General features: G+C 72.2%; 19 protein-coding genes. 15 read left to right on the top strand and 4 right to left on the bottom strand.

Annotated elements, in window-relative coordinates; genetic code table 11:
- Window positions 1-16 precede the first annotated feature (16 nt).
- The 12 genes from JAP66_RS26655 to JAP66_RS26710 all read left to right on the top strand — a co-directional run bounded on the left by JAP66_RS26655 (window position 17) and on the right by JAP66_RS26710 (window position 13,118).
- Window positions 17-1,714 (top strand): dihydroxy-acid dehydratase domain-containing protein, encoded by a 1,698-nt coding sequence (locus tag JAP66_RS26655; RefSeq protein WP_199434602.1) that lies wholly within the window; start codon window positions 17-19, stop codon window positions 1,712-1,714.
- A gap of 31 nt (window positions 1,715-1,745) precedes the next feature.
- Window positions 1,746-3,038: an FAD-dependent oxidoreductase gene (locus JAP66_RS26660; RefSeq protein WP_199434603.1), complete on the top strand. Its 1,293-nt coding sequence runs from the start codon at window positions 1,746-1,748 to the stop codon at window positions 3,036-3,038.
- Window positions 3,039-3,073: 35 nt separating this feature from the next.
- On the top strand, window positions 3,074-4,354 hold the full coding sequence (locus JAP66_RS26665) for an aconitase X (RefSeq protein WP_199434604.1): 1,281 nt from the start codon (window positions 3,074-3,076) through the stop codon (window positions 4,352-4,354).
- Window positions 4,351-4,773 (top strand): aconitase X swivel domain-containing protein, encoded by a 423-nt coding sequence (locus JAP66_RS26670; RefSeq protein WP_199434605.1) that lies wholly within the window; start codon window positions 4,351-4,353, stop codon window positions 4,771-4,773. The genes JAP66_RS26665 and JAP66_RS26670 overlap by 4 nt, the downstream gene beginning before the upstream one ends.
- Window positions 4,774-4,863: 90 nt before the next feature.
- Complete coding sequence (locus JAP66_RS26675) at window positions 4,864-6,024, top strand: epoxide hydrolase family protein (protein WP_199434606.1); 1,161 nt, start codon at window positions 4,864-4,866, stop codon at window positions 6,022-6,024.
- Window positions 6,025-6,117: 93 nt separating this feature from the next.
- Complete coding sequence (locus JAP66_RS26680; protein ID WP_199434607.1) at window positions 6,118-6,867, top strand: SDR family oxidoreductase; 750 nt, start codon at window positions 6,118-6,120, stop codon at window positions 6,865-6,867.
- A gap of 121 nt (window positions 6,868-6,988) precedes the next feature.
- Window positions 6,989-7,948 carry a LysR family transcriptional regulator gene (locus tag JAP66_RS26685; RefSeq protein ID WP_199434608.1) on the top strand — a complete coding sequence of 320 codons (960 nt, stop codon included), beginning with the start codon at window positions 6,989-6,991 and terminating at the stop codon, window positions 7,946-7,948.
- A 159-nt stretch (window positions 7,949-8,107) separates the two neighbouring features.
- Window positions 8,108-9,613 carry a S1 family peptidase gene (locus tag JAP66_RS26690; RefSeq protein ID WP_199434609.1) on the top strand — a complete coding sequence of 502 codons (1,506 nt, stop codon included), beginning with the start codon at window positions 8,108-8,110 and terminating at the stop codon, window positions 9,611-9,613.
- A 144-nt stretch (window positions 9,614-9,757) separates the two neighbouring features.
- A complete protein-coding gene (locus JAP66_RS26695; protein ID WP_199434610.1) occupies window positions 9,758-10,795 on the top strand; it encodes a fatty acid desaturase family protein in 1,038 nt (345 codons plus the stop codon).
- A 19-nt stretch (window positions 10,796-10,814) separates the two neighbouring features.
- The gene (locus tag JAP66_RS26700; RefSeq protein WP_199434611.1) at window positions 10,815-11,444 is read left to right on the top strand and encodes an SAM-dependent methyltransferase; all 630 of its coding nucleotides are present in this window, start codon (window positions 10,815-10,817) and stop codon (window positions 11,442-11,444) included.
- Entirely contained in the window at window positions 11,441-12,670 is a 1,230-nt protein-coding gene (locus JAP66_RS26705; protein WP_199434612.1) for a M24 family metallopeptidase, read from the top strand. Before JAP66_RS26700 ends, JAP66_RS26705 begins: the two co-directional genes overlap by 4 nt.
- Before the next feature lie 94 nt (window positions 12,671-12,764).
- Window positions 12,765-13,118 (top strand): HIT domain-containing protein, encoded by a 354-nt coding sequence (locus JAP66_RS26710; protein ID WP_199434613.1) that lies wholly within the window; start codon window positions 12,765-12,767, stop codon window positions 13,116-13,118.
- Window positions 13,119-13,120: 2 nt separating this feature from the next.
- Here the strand turns inward: JAP66_RS26710 and JAP66_RS26715 are convergent, their stop codons facing one another.
- Entirely contained in the window at window positions 13,121-14,020 is a 900-nt protein-coding gene (locus JAP66_RS26715) for a LysR family transcriptional regulator (protein ID WP_199434614.1), read from the bottom strand.
- Between the two features lie 73 nt (window positions 14,021-14,093).
- On the opposite strand from JAP66_RS26715, the gene JAP66_RS26720 reads away from it, so the two are divergent.
- Window positions 14,094-15,026 carry a DMT family transporter gene (locus JAP66_RS26720; protein WP_199434717.1) on the top strand — a complete coding sequence of 311 codons (933 nt, stop codon included), beginning with the start codon at window positions 14,094-14,096 and terminating at the stop codon, window positions 15,024-15,026.
- Between the two features lie 59 nt (window positions 15,027-15,085).
- Here the strand turns inward: JAP66_RS26720 and JAP66_RS26725 are convergent, their stop codons facing one another.
- From JAP66_RS26725 to JAP66_RS26735, 3 genes are read right to left on the bottom strand one after another with little or no spacing between them, the layout of a single operon-like run.
- A complete protein-coding gene (locus JAP66_RS26725; protein ID WP_199434615.1) occupies window positions 15,086-15,904 on the bottom strand; it encodes an FAD binding domain-containing protein in 819 nt (272 codons plus the stop codon).
- Window positions 15,901-16,371, bottom strand: coding sequence for a (2Fe-2S)-binding protein (locus JAP66_RS26730; RefSeq protein WP_199434616.1), 471 nt, complete (start codon window positions 16,369-16,371; stop codon window positions 15,901-15,903). The genes JAP66_RS26725 and JAP66_RS26730 overlap by 4 nt, the downstream gene beginning before the upstream one ends.
- 1 nt (window position 16,372) lies before the next feature.
- Window positions 16,373-18,625, bottom strand: coding sequence for a xanthine dehydrogenase family protein molybdopterin-binding subunit (locus tag JAP66_RS26735; protein ID WP_199434617.1), 2,253 nt, complete (start codon window positions 18,623-18,625; stop codon window positions 16,373-16,375).
- Between the two features lie 271 nt (window positions 18,626-18,896).
- Between JAP66_RS26735 and pip the strand changes: the two genes are divergently transcribed.
- Together pip and ligD are read left to right on the top strand one after the other, a co-directional pair.
- Window positions 18,897-19,877, top strand: coding sequence for a prolyl aminopeptidase (gene pip / locus JAP66_RS26740; RefSeq protein WP_199434618.1), 981 nt, complete (start codon window positions 18,897-18,899; stop codon window positions 19,875-19,877).
- 9 nt (window positions 19,878-19,886) lie between these two features.
- On the top strand, window positions 19,887-20,828 hold the full coding sequence (gene ligD, locus JAP66_RS26745; protein ID WP_199434619.1) for a non-homologous end-joining DNA ligase: 942 nt from the start codon (window positions 19,887-19,889) through the stop codon (window positions 20,826-20,828).
- Window positions 20,829-20,836: the final 8 nt, after the last annotated feature.

The following is a 20,836-nucleotide window of genomic DNA, read 5'->3' on the forward strand; positions in this document are numbered from 1 at the left end:
AACAGGACATCAACGGATGACCGCCAACCTCCGCAGCAACCTTCCAGCAGGCAGCCCGCGCTGGGCCACCAGGCGCGCCCAGTGGCACGCGCTCGGGCTGACCGACGACGACCTCACCAAACCGAAGGTCGCGGTCGTCAACTCCTCGTCCGGGCTGGCGCCGTGCTTCAGCCACCTCGACCCGATCGCCGCGGCGGTGAAGGAGTCGATCGGGGCCGCGGGCGGGGTGGCGTTCGAGATCCGCACCGTCGCGCCGACCGACTTCATCATGAGCGCGGGCGGCAGCGGCGGCTACGTGCTGTCGAGCCGTGACCTGCTCGCCAACGACATCGAGGCCGTGGTGGAGGGTGCCCAGCTGGACGGGATGGTGTGCCTGGCCTCGTGCGACAAGACCACGCCCGGGCAGCTGATGGCCGCGGCCCGGCTCGACGTGCCCACGCTCATCGTGCCCTGCGGCTATCAGAGCTGCGGCGTGCTCGACTCCGGCGAGCGGGTGGACATCGAGGAGGTGTTCTTGCAGGCAGGGCACCTCAGGTCCGGCGGTATCACGGTCGAAGGGCTGTGCGACCTGAGCTCCCGCGCGATCACCGGTCCCGGCGTGTGCACCGGGATGGGCACCGCGAACTCCATGCACATCGTCGCCGAGGCACTCGGCATGACCCTCCCCGGAGCCGCACCGGTACGCGCGAACAGCGCCGCCATGTGGAAAGCGGTCCGCGCGAGCGGCACGGCGGTCGTCGAGGCGGTGCTCGCCGGGCGCAGGCCGCGCACGATCCTGACCTCCGACGCGTTCGCGAACGCCGTGCTGGCCGTGCTGGCGGTGAGCGGGTCGATCAACACCGTCAAGCACCTGCAGGCCATCGCCCGCGAGGCCGACACCGGCGTCGACGTGTACGGGCTGTTCGAGCAGCACGCCGACACCGTGCGGCCACTGACGGCGGTGCGGCCCAACGGCGAGGACTCCATCGAGGAGTTCGAGGACGCCGGTGGCGCGCTCGCCGTCCTCGCCCAGCTCGGGGCCGCCCTCGCGGGCGGGGCGGGCACCGTCACCGGGGAGACGATGGCGCGACGGGTCGCCGGGGCGGTGGTGCGGGACGACCGCGTGATCCGGCCGCTGAGCGATCCGCGCGGCAGCCGGGCGACGATCGTCGTCGTCCGCGGCTCGCTCGCGCCGTCCTCGGCGATCGTGAAGCTGTCGGTCACCGAGGAACGGCCGCCCGCGTTCCAGGGCACCGCGAGGGTCTTCGGCGACGCGCCCGCCGCGGTCGCCGCCATCGAGGACGGTGTGCTGCGGCCGGGCGACGTGCTGGTCCTGCGCGGCCTCGGGCCCGTCGGCACGCCCGGCATGGGCATGGCCTCGCAGACCGTGTTCGCGCTCGACGGCGCCGGGCTGACCGAGCAGGTCGCCGTGGTGACCGACGGGCAGCTGTCCGGACTGGTGAACAAGGGAATCGTGGTCGGCGAGGTCTCGCCGGAGGGGGCGCTGCCGGGTCCGCTCGGCGTGGTCACCGACGGCGACCCGATCTCCATCGACCTCGACACCCGCCGGGTCGACCTGCTCGTCGACGATGCCGAGCTCGCCCGGCGGCACCGCGAGCGCGCCGCGCACCGGCTCCCCGGGGAACGGTCCGGCTGGCTGTCCCAGTACGCCCGCTCGGTCGAGCCGCTCCCCCGCGGCGCGACGCTGCGTGGCCCCGCCTCGCCCCGGCCCTGACCACGACGCGCCGAAATCCTCAGGAGAAGGAATGCCTCACGAGCTCACCGAGCTGAAGATCAACACTGTCACGAAGCCGCGCGGTGACCCGGCCGAGCAGCTCGTCGCGGACGTCTGCGTCGTCGGCGCGGGCATCTCGGGTCTCTCCGCAGCCGTCGAGGCCCGCCGGATGGGCAGGTCCGTGGTGCTCGCCGACGCGCTGCCCGTCCTCGGCGGGCAGTGCGTCAACTCGCTGATCGGCCTGTTCTGCGGTGTCTTCGGCAACGGGCCCGAGTACCGGCGGCTCACCCGCGGGATCTTCGACCAGATGTTCGCCGATCTCGGCGCGACCGGCGACATCCACTACAACAGGAGCCACACGATCACGGTCGGCTACGACGAGGTGGTGCTCGGCCGGTGGATCGAGAACCTGGTGCGCTCACTGGGAATCCAAGTCGTGCTCGGGGCTTCCGTGCTCGGCGTCGAAGGCGACGGCGACGGCAGGCTGCGGGCGACCACGCTGGCCACCCGGCACGGGCAGGTGCGGGTCCAGGCGGAGGGCTTCGTCGACGCCAGTGGCGACGCGTCGCTGACCTGGGAGGCCGGGCTGCCATGCCGGGTACCCGAGCGCACCGTCTGGGGCTCGCAGCAGATCCGGCTGGAGAACCTGCGGGAGGAGTACCGGCCGGAGCCGGCCGAGCTGGTCGCGCGGGTCGACGAGAAGGCCGACGAGTACGGGCTGGTGCGCCGCGACGGGCTGGCGTTCTTCTTCCCCGGCCGCAACACGGCGGTCATGAACATGACCCACGTCGAGGCGCCGCTCGATGCGGTGCGCGCGGCGCAGGCACAGCTGGAGGGCCGTGCGCAGGCCGACCGCGTGGTGGAGTTCCTGCGCCGCGAGTTTCCCGGGGCCTTCGGCGAGGCGAAGGTACGCAGCTACGGCTTTCCCGGCCGCAGGCAGACGCGCTGGATCGCGGCCGTGCACCAGCTGAGCGTGGACGAGGTCCGCTCCGGGACCCCGTTCGACGACGCGGTCGCGCGCACGGCGTGGCCCATCGAGCTGCACGACCGCATCGAGGGCTACGTCTGGGAGGTCTTCGACGCCGACCACGTGCACTACGTCCCGCTGCGCAGCCTGATCCCGGTGGGCGCGCACAACCTCGTCGCGGCAGGCCGGTGCGTCGACGGTGACGCCGCGGCGCTGTCCAGCGTGCGGGTCATGGGGCCGTGCGCGGCGATGGGGTTCGGTGCCGCCCACGCGCTCGATCTCGCCGCGGGCGGCAGCGTGCAGAGCGTGAACGCGGCCGAACTTCGTGAGCGCGTCCGCGACAACGTCGACGGCTGACGCGCGGAACCGGCACCGACAGCGAGGAGGGCACAGTGGAACTGGCCGACGACGAGAAGGCGATGCTGGACGGCGCCGAGGGGCCGGCGGTGGCCGCCGCGATGGATCTGCTGGTCCGCTACGGCGAGGCGCTCGGCGCGGAGCGGCTCTGCGAGACGCGCAACGTCGCGGGGACCATGACCCAGCCGTCACCCGTGAAGGCGCGGCTGGTGCGCGAGGGCGGCTGGAACAAGGCGTTCTCGGTGATCAACCTGGACAGCGACGACGAGTTCGAGCTGCCGCACATGCGGGTGCCGACGTGCCAGCTGCAACAAGGCTTCGGGGAGGACTCGGTCGGCATCGCGCCGTACCCGCGGAGCATGGTGGAGTTGCAGTCCGGCGCGGAGGCGTTCTACGGCGAGCGCGGCGTGAACATCCTCGCCACCTGCACGCCGTACCAGGTGGGCAACCTCCCGGCGCGCGACGAGCACTGCGCCTGGATGGAGTCCTCGGCGGTGGTGTACTGCAACTCGGTACTCGGCGCCAGGACCAACTGCGAGGGCACCGCGTCGACGGGCGCGGCGAGCCTGACCGGGAAGATCCCCTACTGGGGCAACCACCTGCCGGAGAACCGCTACGGCACCCACCTGGTCGAGGCGGCCGTGCCCGTAGCGGGCTTCCTCGACTGGGGCATGTTCGGCTACTTCGTGGGCGAGGTCGTGCAGGAGAACCGGCCCGTCGTGACCGGCGAGCTGCGGCAGCCCGACCAGACCGACCTCAAGCACTTCGGCGCCTCGACGGCCTCGTCGGGCGGCGTGGAGATCTACCACATCCCCGGCATCACGCCGGAGGCGCCGACGCTCGACGCCGCGTTCGGCGGGCGGGCGGCGCCGGAGGCGATCGGCTACGGCTCGCGCGAGCGCCGCGCGGTCTACGAGACGCTGAACAACCAGGGCGAGAGCACGGGCGTCGACTTCGTCCTGCTCGGCTGCCCGCACGCCTCGCTCGACCAGATCGCCAGGGCGGCGCGCGCTCTCGACGGCAGGAAGCTCAACGCGGGCACCGAACTGTGGCTGATGACGCCGCGTGCACTGCGCTCGGTCGCCGACCGCAACGGCTACACCGAGATCATCCGCAGGGCGGGCGGGCGGGTCCTGACCGACTCCTGCCCCGCGATGTCGAAGTCGGCACCCGAGGGAACGCGCGTGTTCGCCACCGACTCGGCGAAGCAGGCGCACTACCTGCCCGCGATCCTGGGCATCGAGGCGTGGTTCGGCACCCTCGAGGAGTGCGTCGACGCGGCCGTCACCGGGACCTGGCGGGGGGAGCTGCGATGACGCTGCGGATCCGGGGGCGCGGGATCGTGCCCGGCCGCGCCGAGGGCGAGGCGCTCGTATCGCACGAGACCATCTCGGGCTGGGGCGGCATCGACCCCGCGACCGGCACCGTCATCGAGCGCAGGCACGAGCTGCACGGCGTCTGCTTCACCGGGAAGGTGCTGGTGTTCCCGGGCGCGAAGGGCTCGTCGGGCTGGGCGGGTTTCTTCCAGAGCACCCGGCTGCTCGGCACCGCGCCGCTGGCGATGGTGTTCACCACGCTGTCCACCAAGTCGGCGCTCGGCGCGGTGGTCACCCGGGTGCCTGCGATCTCCGATCTCGACGCCGACCCGGTGGAGCTCATCCGCACCGGCGACCGGGTCGTCGTCGACGCCGACGCGGGGATCGTCACGGTGACCCCCACCCCACCGCCCTCGTGAGTGGCTACACGAGTTAGAACTCGCGTAGCCACTCACGAGGCGGGACCGGCGGACCGGAAATGTCGGTGACGGCTCGTAACGTACCGGATCATGAACCAGGCATTGCTCCCGTTCCGCATCGACGTGCCCGGCACCGAGCTCGCGGACCTGCGTGAACGGCTGGCGCGGACGCGCTGGCCCGAGGCCGAGACGGTCACCGACTGGTCGCAGGGCGTGCCACTCGGCTACCTGCGCGAACTCTGCAGCTACTGGGCAGGGGAATACGACTGGCGCGCGGCCGAGGCGCGGATCAACGCCCTGCCGCAGTTTCGGACCGAGCTCGACGGGCTCGGCATCCACTTCCTGCATGTGCGATCACCGCATGCCGGAGCCCTGCCGCTCGTGCTCACCCACGGCTGGCCGGGTTCCATCGTCGAGTTCCTGAAGGTGATCGGGCCGCTCACCGATCCCACCGCGCACGGTGGTGCCGCGGCCGACGCGTTCCACGTCGTGTGTCCCTCGCTGCCCGGCTACGGCTTCAGCGACAAGCCGGCGCGGCCGGGCTGGAACGTCGAGCGCATCGCGGGCGCCTGGATCCGGCTGATGGCCCGGCTCGGCTACGAACGCTACGGCGCCCAGGGCGGCGACTGGGGGACGAGCATCACCACCGCCATCGGCCGGCTGGCTCCCGGCCACGTCGCCGGAATCCACCTCAGCCCGCCGCTCGCCGCACCCGATCCGGAGACGTTCGGCGACCTCACCGACTCCGAACGGGCTTCGCTCGCGGCACTCGAGTACGCCGAAGGGCACGAGTCCGGCTACGCGGCGGTGCAGTCGACGCGCCCGCAGACGGTCGGCTACGGACTGGTCGACTCCCCCGCGGCCCTCTGCGCCTGGATCGTCGAGAAGTTCCACGCCTGGACCGACTGCGCAGGCCATCCGGAGAACGCGCTCAGCCGGGACGAGATGCTGGACAACGTGACGCTGTACTGGCTGACCGGCACCGCCGCCTCCTCGGCACGGCTGTACTGGGAGAGCTTCAAGCAGGTCGCCGAAGGGTTCAGCCGGGCCAACACCGACACCGTCTCAGTACCGGCCGGCTGCTCGATCTTCCCCAAGGAGATCCCCCGCCCTTCCCGCCGCTGGGCGGCCAGGCGGTTCACCGACATCCGGCACTGGAACGAGCTCGACCGGGGTGGGCACTTCGCGGCGTTCGAGCAGCCGGAGCTGTTCGTGAACGAGCTGCGCACCTTCTTCCGGCTCGTTCGCTGAGAGCGCCGCGACCACCCCCGAGGTTGCCCCCGCGCACCGGTGCCCGCTAGTGTTCTGAATCGCTTCAGCCGTCCGCGCCCACAGGAGAACGCGATGACGACAGACCCAGGGACCGCCCTGGTGACCGGCGCCTCCCGTGGACTGGGCGCGGCGATCGCCCGCGCGCTCGCCCGTGACGGCCTCTCCGTGGCGCTCAACTTCTTCCACGATCGCACCGCGGCGGAGAAGCTCCGGCTGGAGATAGCCGAGAGCGGCGGCCGGGCGGAGCTGTTCCAGGCCGACGTCACCCACGAGGCGGAGGCCCGCGACCTGCACGACCGGGTCACGGCCACGTTCGGCGGCGTCGACGTACTGGTGCTCAACGCGACCGGGCCACAACCACTCATCCCGGTCGAGGAGCTGCACTGGCGGGACATGCTGGACCAGCTCGAGTTCTTCGTCAAGAGCCCGCTGCTGCTCGCGCAGGCGGTCATCCCGGGAATGAAACAGCGCGGCCACGGCCGCATCGTCCACATCGGATCGGAGGTGGTCGAGCTCGGGGCCCCGTACTCGAGCGCGTATGTCGCCGCCAAGGGCGCTCAGCTGGGCCTGACCCGGTCCTGGGCGCGGGAACTGGGCGAGCACGGCATCACGGTCAACCTGGTGGCACCCGGCTGGATCCCGACCGAGCGGCACGACGGCGTGCCCGACGAGGAGAAGGCCGCCTATGCCGCCGGCGTGCCCGCGGGGCACCTCGGCGTCGCCGGTGACGTGGCGGAGGCGGTCGCCTTCCTCGCCTCCCGCCGCGCGGCCTTCGTCACCGGCCAGAAGCTCGCGGTCAACGGCGGCAACACCCTGACCTGAGCCGCGACCGTCATCGCATGTCCACTATGGACAAAGCTGGTCCGGCTGCCGACGGGACCGGGCCCCTGATGCGGTACGTTCGGCTGTTCCGCTTCGCCGCCGCACGGCCTAATGTCAGGCTATGCAGCTGGAGCTCCGCCATCTGAGGGCCGTCTGCGCGATCGCCGAGGCAGGCAGTGTTTCGAAGGCCGCGTCGGCGCTCGGGCTGGCCCAGCCCGCACTGAGCGCGCAACTGCACCGCATCGAGAGCGCGCTCGGCGGCGCGCTCTTCGAACGTGACCGCCGGGGCGCCCGGCCCACGCCGCTGGGCGAACTGGTGCTCACGAGGGCCAGGGTGCTGCTGCCGGTGATCCGCGAGCTGCAGCACGAGGCCCGGCGGTTCTCCGCCGAGGCGGTCACCGTCCCGCAGTTCCGGATCGGCTCGGTCGGCTGCCCGCTCCTCGCCGGGCTCGTCCGGAGACTGGAGGAGGACTTCCCCGGCGCCCTGGTGACGACGCATTCCTCGTGGTCCGCGGACGAGCTGGCCGCGCAGGTGGTGCAGCACCGCTCCGATCTCGTCCTCGCCGGGGTCTGCGGGGACGCGGCACCGCCGCCCGGCGACGGGCTGGTGTGGATGGCCGTCGCCAACGACCCGATCTTCGTGCTGCTGCCCGAGGACCACCCGTGCGCCCGCGACGACGAGGTCGAGCTCTCCGCGCTGGCCGGGATGAAGTGGGCGGTGACACCCGGTGACGGGTGCCTCGAGAAGTGCTTCACCACGGCGTGCGCACGGGCCGGCTTCACCCCGAGCACGATCTACGAGGTCGACGCCGTCAGCTGCATCGACCTCGCCCACAGCGGGGCGGCCGCGGTGCTGTGCCAGCCGATGTTCCGCCAGATGGCCGGCCTGGTCGCCATCCCGATCGCCGGAAACCCGCTCACCTGGCGGCATCTGCTCGGCTGGCATGCGCAGTCACCGATCGCTGCCGTCGCCGACCGGGCGGTGCACCACGCCCGTTCGGCCCACGCCGACGTGGTCGGCCGCAACCCGCGCTATCCGGCCTGGCTGGCGCGGCATCCGGAGTTCGGCGCCGCGACCTGAGCGCCTGTCCCCGCGCGCACCATCACCGGACGATATGACCCAATTGGGATTGTCACCGCTGGTGCACGGCCGCCTACGTTGCGATGGCCCCACCTAACCGGCCGCACCCGGCCGGCCCGTGGGGCGCCGACCCTGCGTCCTCACGAAGGAGACAACGGCATGCGTTCAAGACCCCTCTCGGCGTTGCAAGCGGCCGCGGCGGCCGCCGCGGCCGCCGCGCTCGTCCTGGCCGGATCATTCTCGGCCGGCGCGGGCGCGGCGGCCGAGAAAGACCCGCAATCCGGCGGTGCGCCGCTGGATGTCCCCGCGGAGGTTTTCGCCGCGATGGAACGTGATCTCGGGCTGGACGAGGAGCGGGCACGTGCCCACCTCGCTGTCCAGGATCAGAGCACTCGCACGGAGAAGCTGCTCCGCGCGACACTCGGTGAGAGCTTCGCGGGCGGCTGGCTGCCCGCGGGCAGCGACCGCCTGGTCGTCGCCGTGACCGACGCGGCGGAGACGGCACAGGTGCGGGCGGCAGGCGCGCAGCCCCGCGTCGTCGACCGCAGCGAAAGCGACCTGCACGCGCTCGTCGCGACGCTGGACGCCAACCTGGCGAAGGCACCGAGCACGATCATCGGCTGGCACGTCGACCTGCCGAGCAACGCCGTCGTGGTGCAGGTCGCGCCGGGAGCCACGGCCGCGGCGGAACGGTTCGTCGAGGCCAGCGGCGTCGAGCGCTCGGCCGTGCGCATCCGGCGCTCGCACGAGTCGCCGCGGCCGCTGTACGACGTGCGCGGGGGCGACGCCTACTACATCGGCAGCGGCAGCCGCTGCTCGATCGGCTTCTCGGTGAACGGCGGTTTCGTCACCGCAGGGCACTGCGGGCGGACGGGCGCGTCGACCTCGGGCTCGAACCGGGTGGCGCAGGGCACCTTCCGCGGCTCCTCCTTCCCCGGCAACGACTACGCCTGGGTCGCTACCAACTCGAACTGGACGCCACGTCCCGTGGTGAACAACTACGCGGGCGGCACGGTGACGGTCGCCGGTTCCCAGGAGGCGCCGGTCGGCTCGGCGGTGTGCCGGTCCGGCTCCACGACCGGCTGGCACTGCGGCACCATCCAGGCGCGCAACGCGTCGGTGACCTACCCGCAGGGCACCGTCTCCGGGCTAATCCGGACCAGCGTCTGCGCGGAGCCGGGCGACTCCGGCGGCTCGCTCCTGGCCGGCAACCAGGCACAGGGCGTCACCTCCGGCGGCTCCGGTAACTGCAGCTCCGGCGGCACCACGTACTTCCAGCCGGTGAACGAGATCCTGCGGGCCTACAACCTGACCCTCGCCGGTGGTGGCGGCGGTGGCCAGCCTCCGGGCGACGCCTGCCAGGGCGCGGAGTCGACCTACCGTGGCTCGCTGTCCTCGGGCGCCGTCGCCTACCAGCCGAACGGCAGCTACTACCAGTCGACCGGCTCCGGCACCCACGCCGGCTGCCTGGCCGGCCCCTCGGGCTCGGACTTCGACCTCTACCTGCAGAAGTGGAACGGGTCGAGCTGGGTCAACGTCGCATCCGGCACGAGCTCCGGGGCGAACGAGCAGGTGCAGTACTCGGGCACCGCCGGCTACTACCGGTACCTGGTGCACGCCTACAGCGGCTCGGGCAGCTACACGCTCAGTGTCACCACTCCCTGATCGCCGACCCGGACGGACGGCCCCGGCCCGCACCCCGCGCGGACCGGGGCCGTTCCGTGCGGGGTGCGGGTAGGGCCTGCCCCCGGTCGGGCTCGGGTGCGCGCGGGATTCTCCCGCGCCGTCCGATTGTCCAGACTCGGGCTCGTGACCATCGAAGAAATCCGGCGCCCCGCGAAGGGCGCCACGCACGGCAGCGACTTCTCCCGGCTCTCCCGGCGAATCTCGCGGGCCGGTCTCCTCGATCGCCGCCCCGGCTACTACGTGCTGCGCTTCGGCGTCGTGGGCACGCTGTTCGCCGCGGGCTGGGCTGCGTTCGTCACGATCGGCGACTCGTGGCTGCAGCTGCTGGTGGCGGGGTTCCTGGCGATCATGTTCGGCCAGGTCGCGCTGCTCTCGCACGATCTCGCGCACCGCCAGGTCTTCCGCACCCGCAGGCCCACCGAGATGGCCGGGCTGATCGTGGGCAACCTCGGCATCGGGATGAGCTACGGCTGGTGGATGGACAAGCACACCCGCCATCACGCGAATCCGAACCATGAGGAGCTGGATCCCGACGTCGTGCCGGACATCCTGGTGTGGTCGCAGAAGCAGGCCCGGGCGAGCTCGGGCGTGCCGCGGTTCATCGGACGCAGGCAGGCGTTCCTGTTCTTCCCACTGCTGACGCTGGAGGGGCTCAACCTGCACCTGTCCGGGTTCCGGGCGCTGTTCGCGCCGAAGCTGAAGCGGCGCGGGCTCGAAGCCACGCTGCTGACCGCGCACGTCATCGGCTACCTCGCCGCGGTGTTGCTCGTGCTCCCCCCCGCCAAGGCGCTCGTGTTCATCGCCGTACACCAGGGGCTGTGGGGCGTCTACATGGGCTCGATCTTCGCCCCGAACCACAAGGGCATGCCGATGTTCAGCGGCGCCGAGCGCCCGGACTTCCTGCGCCGGCAGGTGCTGACCTCCCGCAACGTGCGCGGTGGCCGGTTCGTCGACGTGGCGCTGGGCGGCCTGAACTACCAGATCGAGCACCACCTGTTCCCGAGCATGCCTTCGCCGAACCTGCGGCGAGCGCAGCCGATCGTGCGGGACTACTGCGCGGAGATCGGGGTGCCGTACCACGAGACCGGACTGCTCGCCTCCTACGCCGAGGCGCTGCGGCACCTGCATCGCACCGGCGCGCCGATCCGGCAGGGCTCGTGAGGCGGGCTACCGTGGTGCCATGCGCCGGACCGAGCTCGCCGAGCATCCCGACCGGCGGCGCTGGAACACCCGATACCTGCAGCGCCCGCCCACGTTCGAGCCGCATCCGCTCGTCGACGCCGCGCTGGCGGCGGGCTGCCCTACCGGTCCCGTGCTGGAGCTGGCCTGCGGCCGGTCGGGCAGCGCCCTGGCGCTCGCCGCGACGGGCCGGCGCGTCGTCGCCGTCGACATCGCTGACCTCGCGCTCACGCAGCTCACCACCGAGGCACGGCGGCGGGGCCTGGCGGAACTGATCGAGCCCGTCGCCGCGGACGTTCCGGCCCACGATCCGGGAACCCGGTGTCATGCCCTGGTCCTCGCGACGTCGTACTGGGACGCCACCGCGTTCCGCTCCGCCTGCGCGGCCGTCCTGCCGGGCGGGCTGATCGGCTGGGAGGCGCTGGCGGACTCGCCGGAAACGGACCGGCCCGAGCGGCCGTGGCACGTGCGGCACGGGGAGCTGAGCACCCGGCTTCCGGGCGGCTTCGAGGTGCTGGCCGAGGAGCTGATCGTCTCCGGACGGCGCCGGTCGACCCGGCTCCTCGCCCGGGCAGGGAGCGCGGACACGAGTACACAGCGCGCGGACACGCGCGAAGGCACAGGAGGATGAGAACGACGCCTGAACTGACCGGACTGGACGACGGCGCCGGCCGGCGCTGGCTGACCCCGGACGCGATCGCCTCGGTGACGGCGGCCGAGCCACGGCCGTTCGCGGACGCCGAGTACGACCGGCGCCTCGCCGACGTACGCGGGCGGATGTCGCGGGCCGGAATGGACGGGCTGGTCGTGTTCCGGCCGTCGAGCGTCGAGTACCTGTGCGGCTATCACACCGCGGAGACCGCCCCGCAGCCGTTGCTGGTCACCGAGTCGGATACCTGCCTCTACGTGCCCGACCTCGAACTCGGCCGCGCGCTGGCGAGCTCACGGGTGGGCAACATCGTCTACTGCGGGTACGCCGACGCCCTGCGCGGCCTCGAGTCGCAGCTCGACCACGCGGTACGCACCCTGCCGCGGGGCGCCCGGATCGGGATCGAGCTCGGCCACGCCTCCACGCCCCCGCAGGCGGTGGACATCCTCCGCGGCAAGGATGCCCTGCTGGTCCCCGGCGAGTATCTCGTCGAGCGGGCGCGGCTCGTCCTGTCCGACGCGGAGATCCGCTGCGTCGAGGAGGCGGCCGCCAGCACCCGGGCAGGCGTCGAGGCGGCCGTCGCCGAGGCCGCCGGTCCGGACGCCACCGACTCCTCCGTCGCCGGTGCCATCGCGGCCGCGCTGTACACCCGGGCGAACTCCCCGTCGGTGTGGGGACCGGTGGTGGCCACCGGGAACCGGGGCGGCATCCCGCACTCCAGCTGGACGCACCGGCCGCTGAGTGCCGGCACCACGTTCCTCGAGTTCGCCGGGGCACACCATCGCTACCACGCGCCGGTGATGCGCACGCTGTCCCGGGGGCGGCCGGACGCACGTGCCCGGCAGCTGACCGAGCTGTCGAGAACCGCGCTCGCCGCCGTGCTGGACAACGTCCGCGCCGGGGTGCCGTGCGCGGAGGTGGCGCGGCGGGCGGCCGAGGCCGTCGGCACGCTGCCCGGCGACGTGGTCTTCCACTGGCTCTTCGGCTATCCCGTCGGGCTGGCCCACAAGCCGCACTGGATGGACGGGGCACCGTTCTACCTCACCCCGGACAACCACGAACCCCTTGCGGCCGGGATGGTCTTCCACATGCCCGGCTCGTTCCGGTCGTTCGGCGAGGCCGGGGTCGGCCTCAGCCAGACCTTCGTCGTCGAGGAGGGCGGCGCCAGGGTGCTCACCCACGGCTCGGCGGACCTGATCGAGGTGTGACGGCGCGAGTCCCCCGCTCCGGCCCGCGAGTTGCACGTTCGCGGACGGTGCCGACCGGGCCGACAGCGCTGACACAATGGGACACAATGGCACGATGCCGAACAGTGACGACTGCCCGTTCTGCGGGATCGCCGCCGGCACGGTTCCGGCCACGGTGGTCCACGAGACCGACTCGGTACTGGCGTTCCGGGATCTCGACCCGAGGGCGCCGACGCACGTGCTGGTGATCCCGAAGGAGCACCATCCGGACGCGGCGGCGATGGCGGTCGCGGACCCCGCGCTGGCCGGTGCCGTCCTGGCCGCGGCGCGGGACGTGGCGAAGGCCGACGGGCTCGACGAGTCGGGCTACCGGCTGGTCTTCAACACCGGCCCGGACGCCAACCAGACCGTCTTCCACGTGCACTGCCACGTCCTCGGCGGCCGCCACATGAGCTGGCCGCCCGGCTGACCTCAGCCTGCTGCGGCGGGCCCCGTGACACATGCCTGCAGCACTTCGAGCGCGCGGCGGGCGGCCGGGTGCCCGGCGGCCGGTTTCCGCACCGCGACGCTGATGTGCCGGACCGGCGTCGGGGACACCAGTGGCAGCGCGGTCAGCCCGGCGGGCAGTTCGCCGATACCGAGCCGGGGAATCACGGTGATGCCGATCCCCGTCGCGACGAACGGGATAGCGGTCCGGTAGTCACGCGTCTCGACCGAGAACCGCGGTGCGAAGCCGGCCTCCGCGCAAGCGGCCAGCAGCGCCTGGCGGCACGCCCCGGCCTTGAGGTCGTTGTCGACCCAGTCCTCGTCCGCGAGCGCGGCCAGCGGCACCTCGCTCAGCCGGGCGAGCGGGTCGTCGTCACGGACGACCACCAAGTAGGGATCGTCGACGAGCCGGCGGACGTGACCCGGCACCGACCGCTCGACGCCAGGGGACTCCACGAAGATCGCGATATCGGCGCCGCTGTCCTCGTTGCCCTTCAGCTCCGTCATCCGCAGATCCAGCCGTAGCTCGGGAAACTCCTCGCGCAGGGCGGCGACGACGGGTGGCAGCCACGTCGCGCCGACCGAGGCGAAATAGCTGATCGACAGGCTGCCGGTCCGGCCCACTCGCAGGTCACCCACGACGCCGTCGATGCGGGCGAGCGCCTCGAACAGCGGCTCGGCCTCGGCCGCGAGCATCCGGCCGGCGGCGGTCGGCTCGATCCCCCTGCCGACCCGGTCGAACAGGCGGAGCCCGGTCTCCCGCTGCAACAGGGCGAGCTGCTGGCTCACCGCGGACGGCGTGTATTCGAGGGCCGAAGCTGCGGCACGGATGGAGCCGGTCGCGACGACGGCGCGCAGCAGGCGCAGTCGCGGTACGTCGAGCATCCCCTTACCGTACAGCGGAGGTTAACAATAATGAAGCACTAATCGCTTGTGCTATCGAATCGGCGCGATGACGATGGCGAGCGTGACCGAACTTGCTCCGGCCTCGCCTGCCCCCGCACCGCCGACCGCCGACCGGGTCAAGGCAGCGCTCGCGGTCGTGGTCACCGTGGTGCTGTGGGCTTCGGCTTTCGTCGCGATCCGCGCGGTCGGGCACACACTGTCACCGGCACCGCTGGCGCTGGTGCGGCTGGCCGTCGCGGCGGCCGCGCTCACCGCGCTGCTGCTCGCCAGGCACCGGCGCCTGCCCCGCAGGCCGGCCTCGGCCTCCGCGCTCGGGCTGATCGCCGCCTACGGCGTGCTGTGGCTGACCGGATACACCGTAGTGCTCAACGCCGCCGAACGGCACGTCGACGCCGGGACCGCGGCATTGCTGATCAACCTGGCACCGCTGCTGGTCGCGTTCGGCGCCGGGCTGTTCCTCGGCGAGGGCTTCCCGCGAACGCTGATCGCCGGTTCACTCGTCGCGCTGGCCGGTATCGCGGTCATCGGCATGGGATCCAGCGGCCGCGGCGACTGGATCGGCGTCGTGCTGTGCCTGCTGGCCGCCGTCCTCTACGCCGCGGGTGTCCTGATCCAGAAAGTCACGCTCCGCAGCGTCGACGGCGCCACCGTGACCTGGCTCGGCTGCGTCATCGGCACCGCGGTGCTGCTGCCCTGGACGCCCCAGCTGATCGGCGAGCTGTCAGCGGCCTCCACGGGAACGATCCTGGGCGCCGTCTATCTCGGGCTCTTCCCGACCGCCATCGGCTTCAGCACGTGGGCGTACGCGCTGCACCGGATGGACGCCGGCCGGCTCAGCGCGACCACCTACGCCGTGCCCGCCGTGTCGGTCCTGCTGTCCTGGGTGCTGCTCAGCGAGATACCGACCGGCTACGGCCTCGTCGGCGGCGCGATCTGCCTGGCAGGCGTCGCGATCTCCCGGTACCGGCCGCGGAGCCGCCGGTAGCACGCCCCCAATGTGGCATCCGTTGCGTCAGGCGCTACCGACGCCACATTGGGGAGCCGTCAGCGGGACCCGGCGGACGTCTCCAGCGCGCGGGCGGTGAGCACCCGGGCCAGGTGGCGCCGGTACTCCGTCGTGGCGTGCGGCTCGTCCGGCGGGCTCGTGCCCTCGGCGGCCAGTTCCGCCGCCTCGGCGACGGAGGCACCACGGGCCAGCGCCTCCTCGGCCGCCGAAGCCCGGACCGGGGTCCCGCCCATGTTGATCAGGCCCACCCGCTTCCCGGACACGGCGACGCCCACGATCGCCCAGTCGATGGCCCGCCGGGTGAACTTCTCGAAGCCCCAGCCGAGGCCGGTCTGCCGGGGAACCCGGATCTCGGTGAGCAGTTCCTCCGGCGTCAGCGACGTGGTGAACGGGCCGAGGAAGAAGTCGGCCGCGGGAATCCGCCGCTCCCCCTCCTGGCCACGGGCGACCAGCACGGCGTCGGACGCCAGGATCGCCGCGGGCAGGTCGGCCGCGGGGTCCGCGTGCGCGATCGAGCCGCCGATCGTGCCACGGTGACGCACCTGCTGGTCGCCCACCACCCCCGCGACGTGCGCGAGCAGGGGCGCGTGCTCGCGCAGTACCTCGTCGCCCTGCAGGTCGTGATAGCGCGCCAGCGCGCCGATCACGACGTCCTCACCGTCGATGCGGACATGGTGCAGCTCTTCGACCGGCGCGATGTCCACCAGCACCTCGGGCGCGGCGAGCCGCAGCTTCATCAGCGGCAGCAGCGAGTGCCCGCCGGCCAGGAGCTTCGCGTCGTCGCCGTGCTCGGCCAGCAGGGCGAGTGCCTCGTCGACCGAGGACGCGCGCCGGTAGCCGAACTGGACCGGGATCACCTTGCGACCTCCTGACCGGACGCGTCGACCACCGCGCTGACGATGTTGTGGTAGCCGGTGCAGCGGCAGAGGTTGCCTTCGAGCCCTTCGCGCACCTCCGCGCGCGTCGGCTTCGGGTTGTGCTCCAGCAGCGACACCGTTGCCATGATCATGCCCGGTGTGCAGAAGCCGCACTGCAGACCGTGCTGCTCGCGGAACGCGCGCTGCACCGGGTGCAGCTCACCGTCCTGGCCGGTCAGCCCCTCCACCGTGGTCACGGCGTGGCCGTCCGCCTGCGCCGCCAGCACCGTGCAGGACTTCACCGACTCGCCGTCGAGCAGCACCGTGCAGGCCCCGCACGAGGTGGTGTCGCAGCCGACGTTCGTGGCGGTCAGCCCTGCGGTCTCCCGGATGTAGTGCACCAGCAGCGTCCGGTCCTCCACCTCCGCGGAGACCGGTCCGCCGTTGACCTCGATCGTCACCTTCACGTCAGTTCGCCTTCCTCGCCTCGGCCAGCGCCTGCCAGACCCGCAGCGGTGTCGTGGGCATGTCGAGATGACTCACTCCGAGATGCGCCACGGCGTCCACGACGGCGTTGTGCACCGCGGGTGTCGAGCCGATGGTGGCCGCCTCCCCGATTCCCTTGACGCCCAGCAGGTTGCGCGTTGTCGGTGTCTCCATGTCCACCAGTTCGAAGTCCGGCAGCTCGGTCGCGGTGACGAACGAGTAGTCGGCCAGCGTCGCGGTGGTCGGGTTACCGTCCGGGTCGTAGCTCATGACCTCCAGCAGAGCCTGTGCGGCACCCTGGCCGAGCCCGCCGTGCCGCTGCCCGCGAAACGCCAGCGGATTGACCACGGGGCCGGCGTCGTCGGCGGCGATGAGCCTGCGCAGCTCGACCTTGCCGGTCAGCGTGTCGACCTCGACCACCGCGAGATGGGCGCCGAACGGGAAGGTCGGCGCGCCGTCGCCGAACCAGACATCCGCCGAGAGCGTGCCCGCACCGGCCTGCCCGGCCAGCTGGGCCCAGGTGACACTGCCGCTCGACGGCGCGCCACGGACCTGCCAGGCGCCGTGCTCGACGTTCAGTTCCAGGTCCTGCGGCGCGGCCTCGAGCAGGTCGGCCACGAGTTCCCTGGCGCGGTCGATCACCTGGTCGGCGGCCTGCCGCACCGCCGAGCCGCCCAGTTGCAGCGAGCGGGAGCCGAAGGTGCCGATGCCCTTGGGCACCTCGTCGGTGTCGCCGTGCCGGACCGTGATCCGGTCCATCGGGATGCCGAGCCGGTCGGACAGCAGCATGGCCAGGGACGTGTCCAGCCCCTGGCCGTGCGGCGAACTGCCGGTGTAGGCCGTCACGGAGCCGTCCGGGTTGATGTCGACGCGACCGCTCTCGCCCCCGGCGTCACCACCGGTGATCTCGACATAGGTCGCGATACCGAGGCCGAGCGCGACGGGGTCACCGCCCTCGCGCCGCCGGGCCTGCTCGGCGCGGAGCTCCTGGTACCCACCGGCTTCGAGCACGCGCTCCAGCGCACCGGCGTACTCGCCCGTGTCGTACACCGCGCCGGTCGGCGTCTCGTAGGGGAACTCCTCGGGCCGGACGAAGTTGACCCGGCGGACCTCGGCCGGGTCCATCCCGATCTCCGCCGCGAAGAGGTCCATCGCCCGCTCGATCGCCGCCGTGGCCTCGGGCCGTCCGGCGCCGCGGTAGGGCGCGATCGGCGTCGTGTTGGTGACGACCGCGCGGCTGGCGGCCTCGACCTTCGGGAAGTGGTACACGCCCGAGGCCATCAGCTCGGTCAGCGTCGGCAGGAACATGGCGCGGGGATAGGCGCCCGCGTCCTGCACCACGTCCAGCCGGAACGCCTGGACGGTGCCGTCCCGCCGCCCGCCGATGGTGACCGTGTTCTGCTGCGCCCGGCCGTGCGTCATCGACGTGAGGTTCTCGCTGCGTGTCTCGGTCCACCTGACCGGCCGCTCCACCCGGCGGGCCGCCCAGCCGAGTACGACCGCCTCGGGGTCCGCGCCGATCTTCGCGCCGAAGCCGCCGCCGACGTCGGGCGTGACGACACGGACGGAGTCCTCGCCGACGCCGAGCCCGCCGGCCACGATCGTGCGGGCGATCTGGGCGTTCTGCGTGGACAGCCAGATGGTCAGCCTGCCGTTCGCGTCCCAGGCGCACGCGGCACCGCGCACCTCGAGCGGCGCGGGCGCCACGCGCTGGTTGACGATCGTCCGGGTGAGCACGACCTCGCACCCGTCGAACGCCGTTTCGTCGAACTCGCCGCGCGCCTGCATGACGTTGCTCCCGGTATCGGGGAACAGCAGCGTCTCCCCCGCCAGCGCCGCGTCGATGCTCGCGACCGCCGTCAGCGGCTCGTAGTCGATGTCGATCAGCTCGGCGGCATCGGCCAGCTGGTACGGGTGCTCGGCGAGCACCAGCGCGACCGGCTCACCGACGTAGCGCACGACCCCGTCGGCGAGCCACGGCTGCCCGACCGGCCCCGCGCTCCCCGCCGCCAGGTCGATGTCCGCGGCGGTGTACACGGCGACCACGCCCGGCGCGGTGAGCGCCTCCGAGACGTCGACCGAGGTGATCCGGGCATGGGCGATCGGGCTGCGCAGGAACATCGCGTGGACGGCACCGGTGAGTGCGTCTTCGCGCAGATCCTCGACGTAGGTACCGCCTGTCGTGATCAGCTGGTGATCCTCGACGCGGAGCACTCTGGTGCCGGAAATGCTCATCTGGCCTCCCACTACGGCTACGCCGACGATCATGCCCATCCCGCGGCGCGGCCGTCACGCCGGGGTCTCCCCGGCGCCGCCGCCGACCGCAGTCAAGCGCACCGGCCGACCCTGTCATACCACCCCTTTCACCAGGCGGAAGAAGGGGATGGCGGCGCTCCCGGCGCGCGACGCCGGGGGTACTCGCCGACGCATCCGCGTGTTCCCGGCTGTAACAGTGCTACTATAACAGCGCTGTTGCATTTGCCGCCGAAGCCGAAGGAGCCGCGACATGGCCGGGCTTTATCCGCCCGTCGAGCCGTACGACCACGGGATGCTGGACACCGGCGACGGGAACCTCGTGTACTGGGAGACCTGTGGCGACCCGGCGGGAAAGCCGGCGCTGATCTTGCACGGTGGGCCGGGCGCCCCGAACTGGCTCGCGGCTCCCCGCTACTTCGATCCCGAGCGGTACCGGATCGTGAACTTCCACCAGCGCGGCTGCGGCCGGAGCACCCCGCACGCGAGCGATCCCGCGACGGACCTGAGCACCAACACCACCGATCGCCTCATCGCCGACATGGAACTGCTGCGCGAGCACCTCGGCATCGAGCGCTGGCTGCTCCTCGGCGGCTCCTGGGGCAGCACGCTCGCCCTCGCCTACGCCGAGCGGAATCCGCGCCAGGTGACGGAGATCGTCCTCGTCTCGGTCACGACCACGCGGCGCAGCGAGATCGACTGGCTGTACCGGGGTGTCGGGCGCTTCTTCCCCGCTGAATGGGACCGGTTCCGCGCCGGGGTGCCCGAGGCGGACCGCGACGGTGACCTGGTCGCGGCCTACGCGCGGCTGCTGGAGGACCCCGATCCGCGCGTGCGCGAGCAGGCTGTGCTCGACTGGTGCGCGTGGGAGGACGCGGTGGTCTCCCTCGAGTCCGACGGGCCCGCGAACCACATGAGCGGGCTGCCTCCGGCCGACCGGACGGCGCTGGTCCGCCTCTGCGTGCACTACTTCGCCCACGCCGCCTGGCTGGAGGAGGGGGCACTGTTGCGGGACGCCCACCGGCTCGCCGGAATCCCCGGTGTCCTGGTCCACGGCCGTCTCGATCTGGGCGGGCCACCCCACACGGCGTGGGAGCTGGCCAGGGCCTGGCCGGACGCGGAGCTGGCCGTCATCCCCGACTCCGGACACAAGGGCGACAACGACGCCACGCGGCAGCGGCTGCGGCGCGCGATGGACGATTTCGCCGGGCGCGCGAGGGCCGGGAGCGGCTAGTTTCGTCGCATGGCCAAAGACGCCAAGAGCCCCGCGGTCGAGCTCGAGGTCGGGAACCGCACGGTCCGTATCTCCAACCCGGACCGGGTGTACTTCCCGGCCCGGGGAGAAACGAAGCTCGACCTCGTCAACTACTACCTCTCGGTCGGCGAGGGCATCGTGCGCGCGCTGCGCGAGCGGCCATGCATGTTGCACCGCTTCCCTTCCGGCGTGAGCGGCGAGAAGGTCCACCAGAAACGGGTCCCGCAAGGCGCGCCGCCGTGGCTGGAGACGGTGCGGGTCGACTTCCCGCGCTACGGCAGGCACGCCTACGAGCTGTGCGTGACCGAGCCGGCCAGCGTCATCTGGGCCGTGCAGATGTCCACCGTGGAGTTCCACCCGTGGAACTCCCGCCGGGCCGACACCGAGCGGCCCGACGAGTGGCGCATCGACCTCGATCCCATGCCGCGCTGCGAGTTCGGCACCGTGCGCCGGGCCGCCCACGTCGCGCGTGAGGTCCTGGACGAGCTGGGCATGGTCGGCTGGCCGAAGACCTCGGGGGGCCAGGGCCTGCACATCTACGTCCGGATCGAGGCCCGGTGGGGCTTCTCGGAGGTGCGCAGGGCCGCGCTCGCCTTCGCCAGGGAGGTCGAGCGGCGCGCGCCGCGGGAGGTGACGACCGAGTGGTGGCGCAAGGACCGCGACCCCACGATGCTGTTCGTCGACTACAACCAGAACGCCAGGGACCACACGATCGCCAGCGCCTACTCGGTGCGCGGCGTGCCGGAGGCGACCGTGTCCACACCGATCACCTGGGACGAGATCGACGACGTCGATCCTCGCGCCTGCACCATCGCGACCGTGCCCGGCCGCTTCGCCGAGTTCGGCGACCTGCACGCGGGCATCGACGACGTCGCCTACTCGCTCGACCCCCTGCTGGAGTGGGCGGACCGGGACGGGCTGGAGAGCTGACCGCCGCG

The sequence above is a fragment of the Qaidamihabitans albus genome, assembly GCF_016464705.1.
Classification (GTDB): Bacteria; Actinomycetota; Actinomycetes; order Mycobacteriales; family Pseudonocardiaceae; genus Qaidamihabitans; species Qaidamihabitans albus.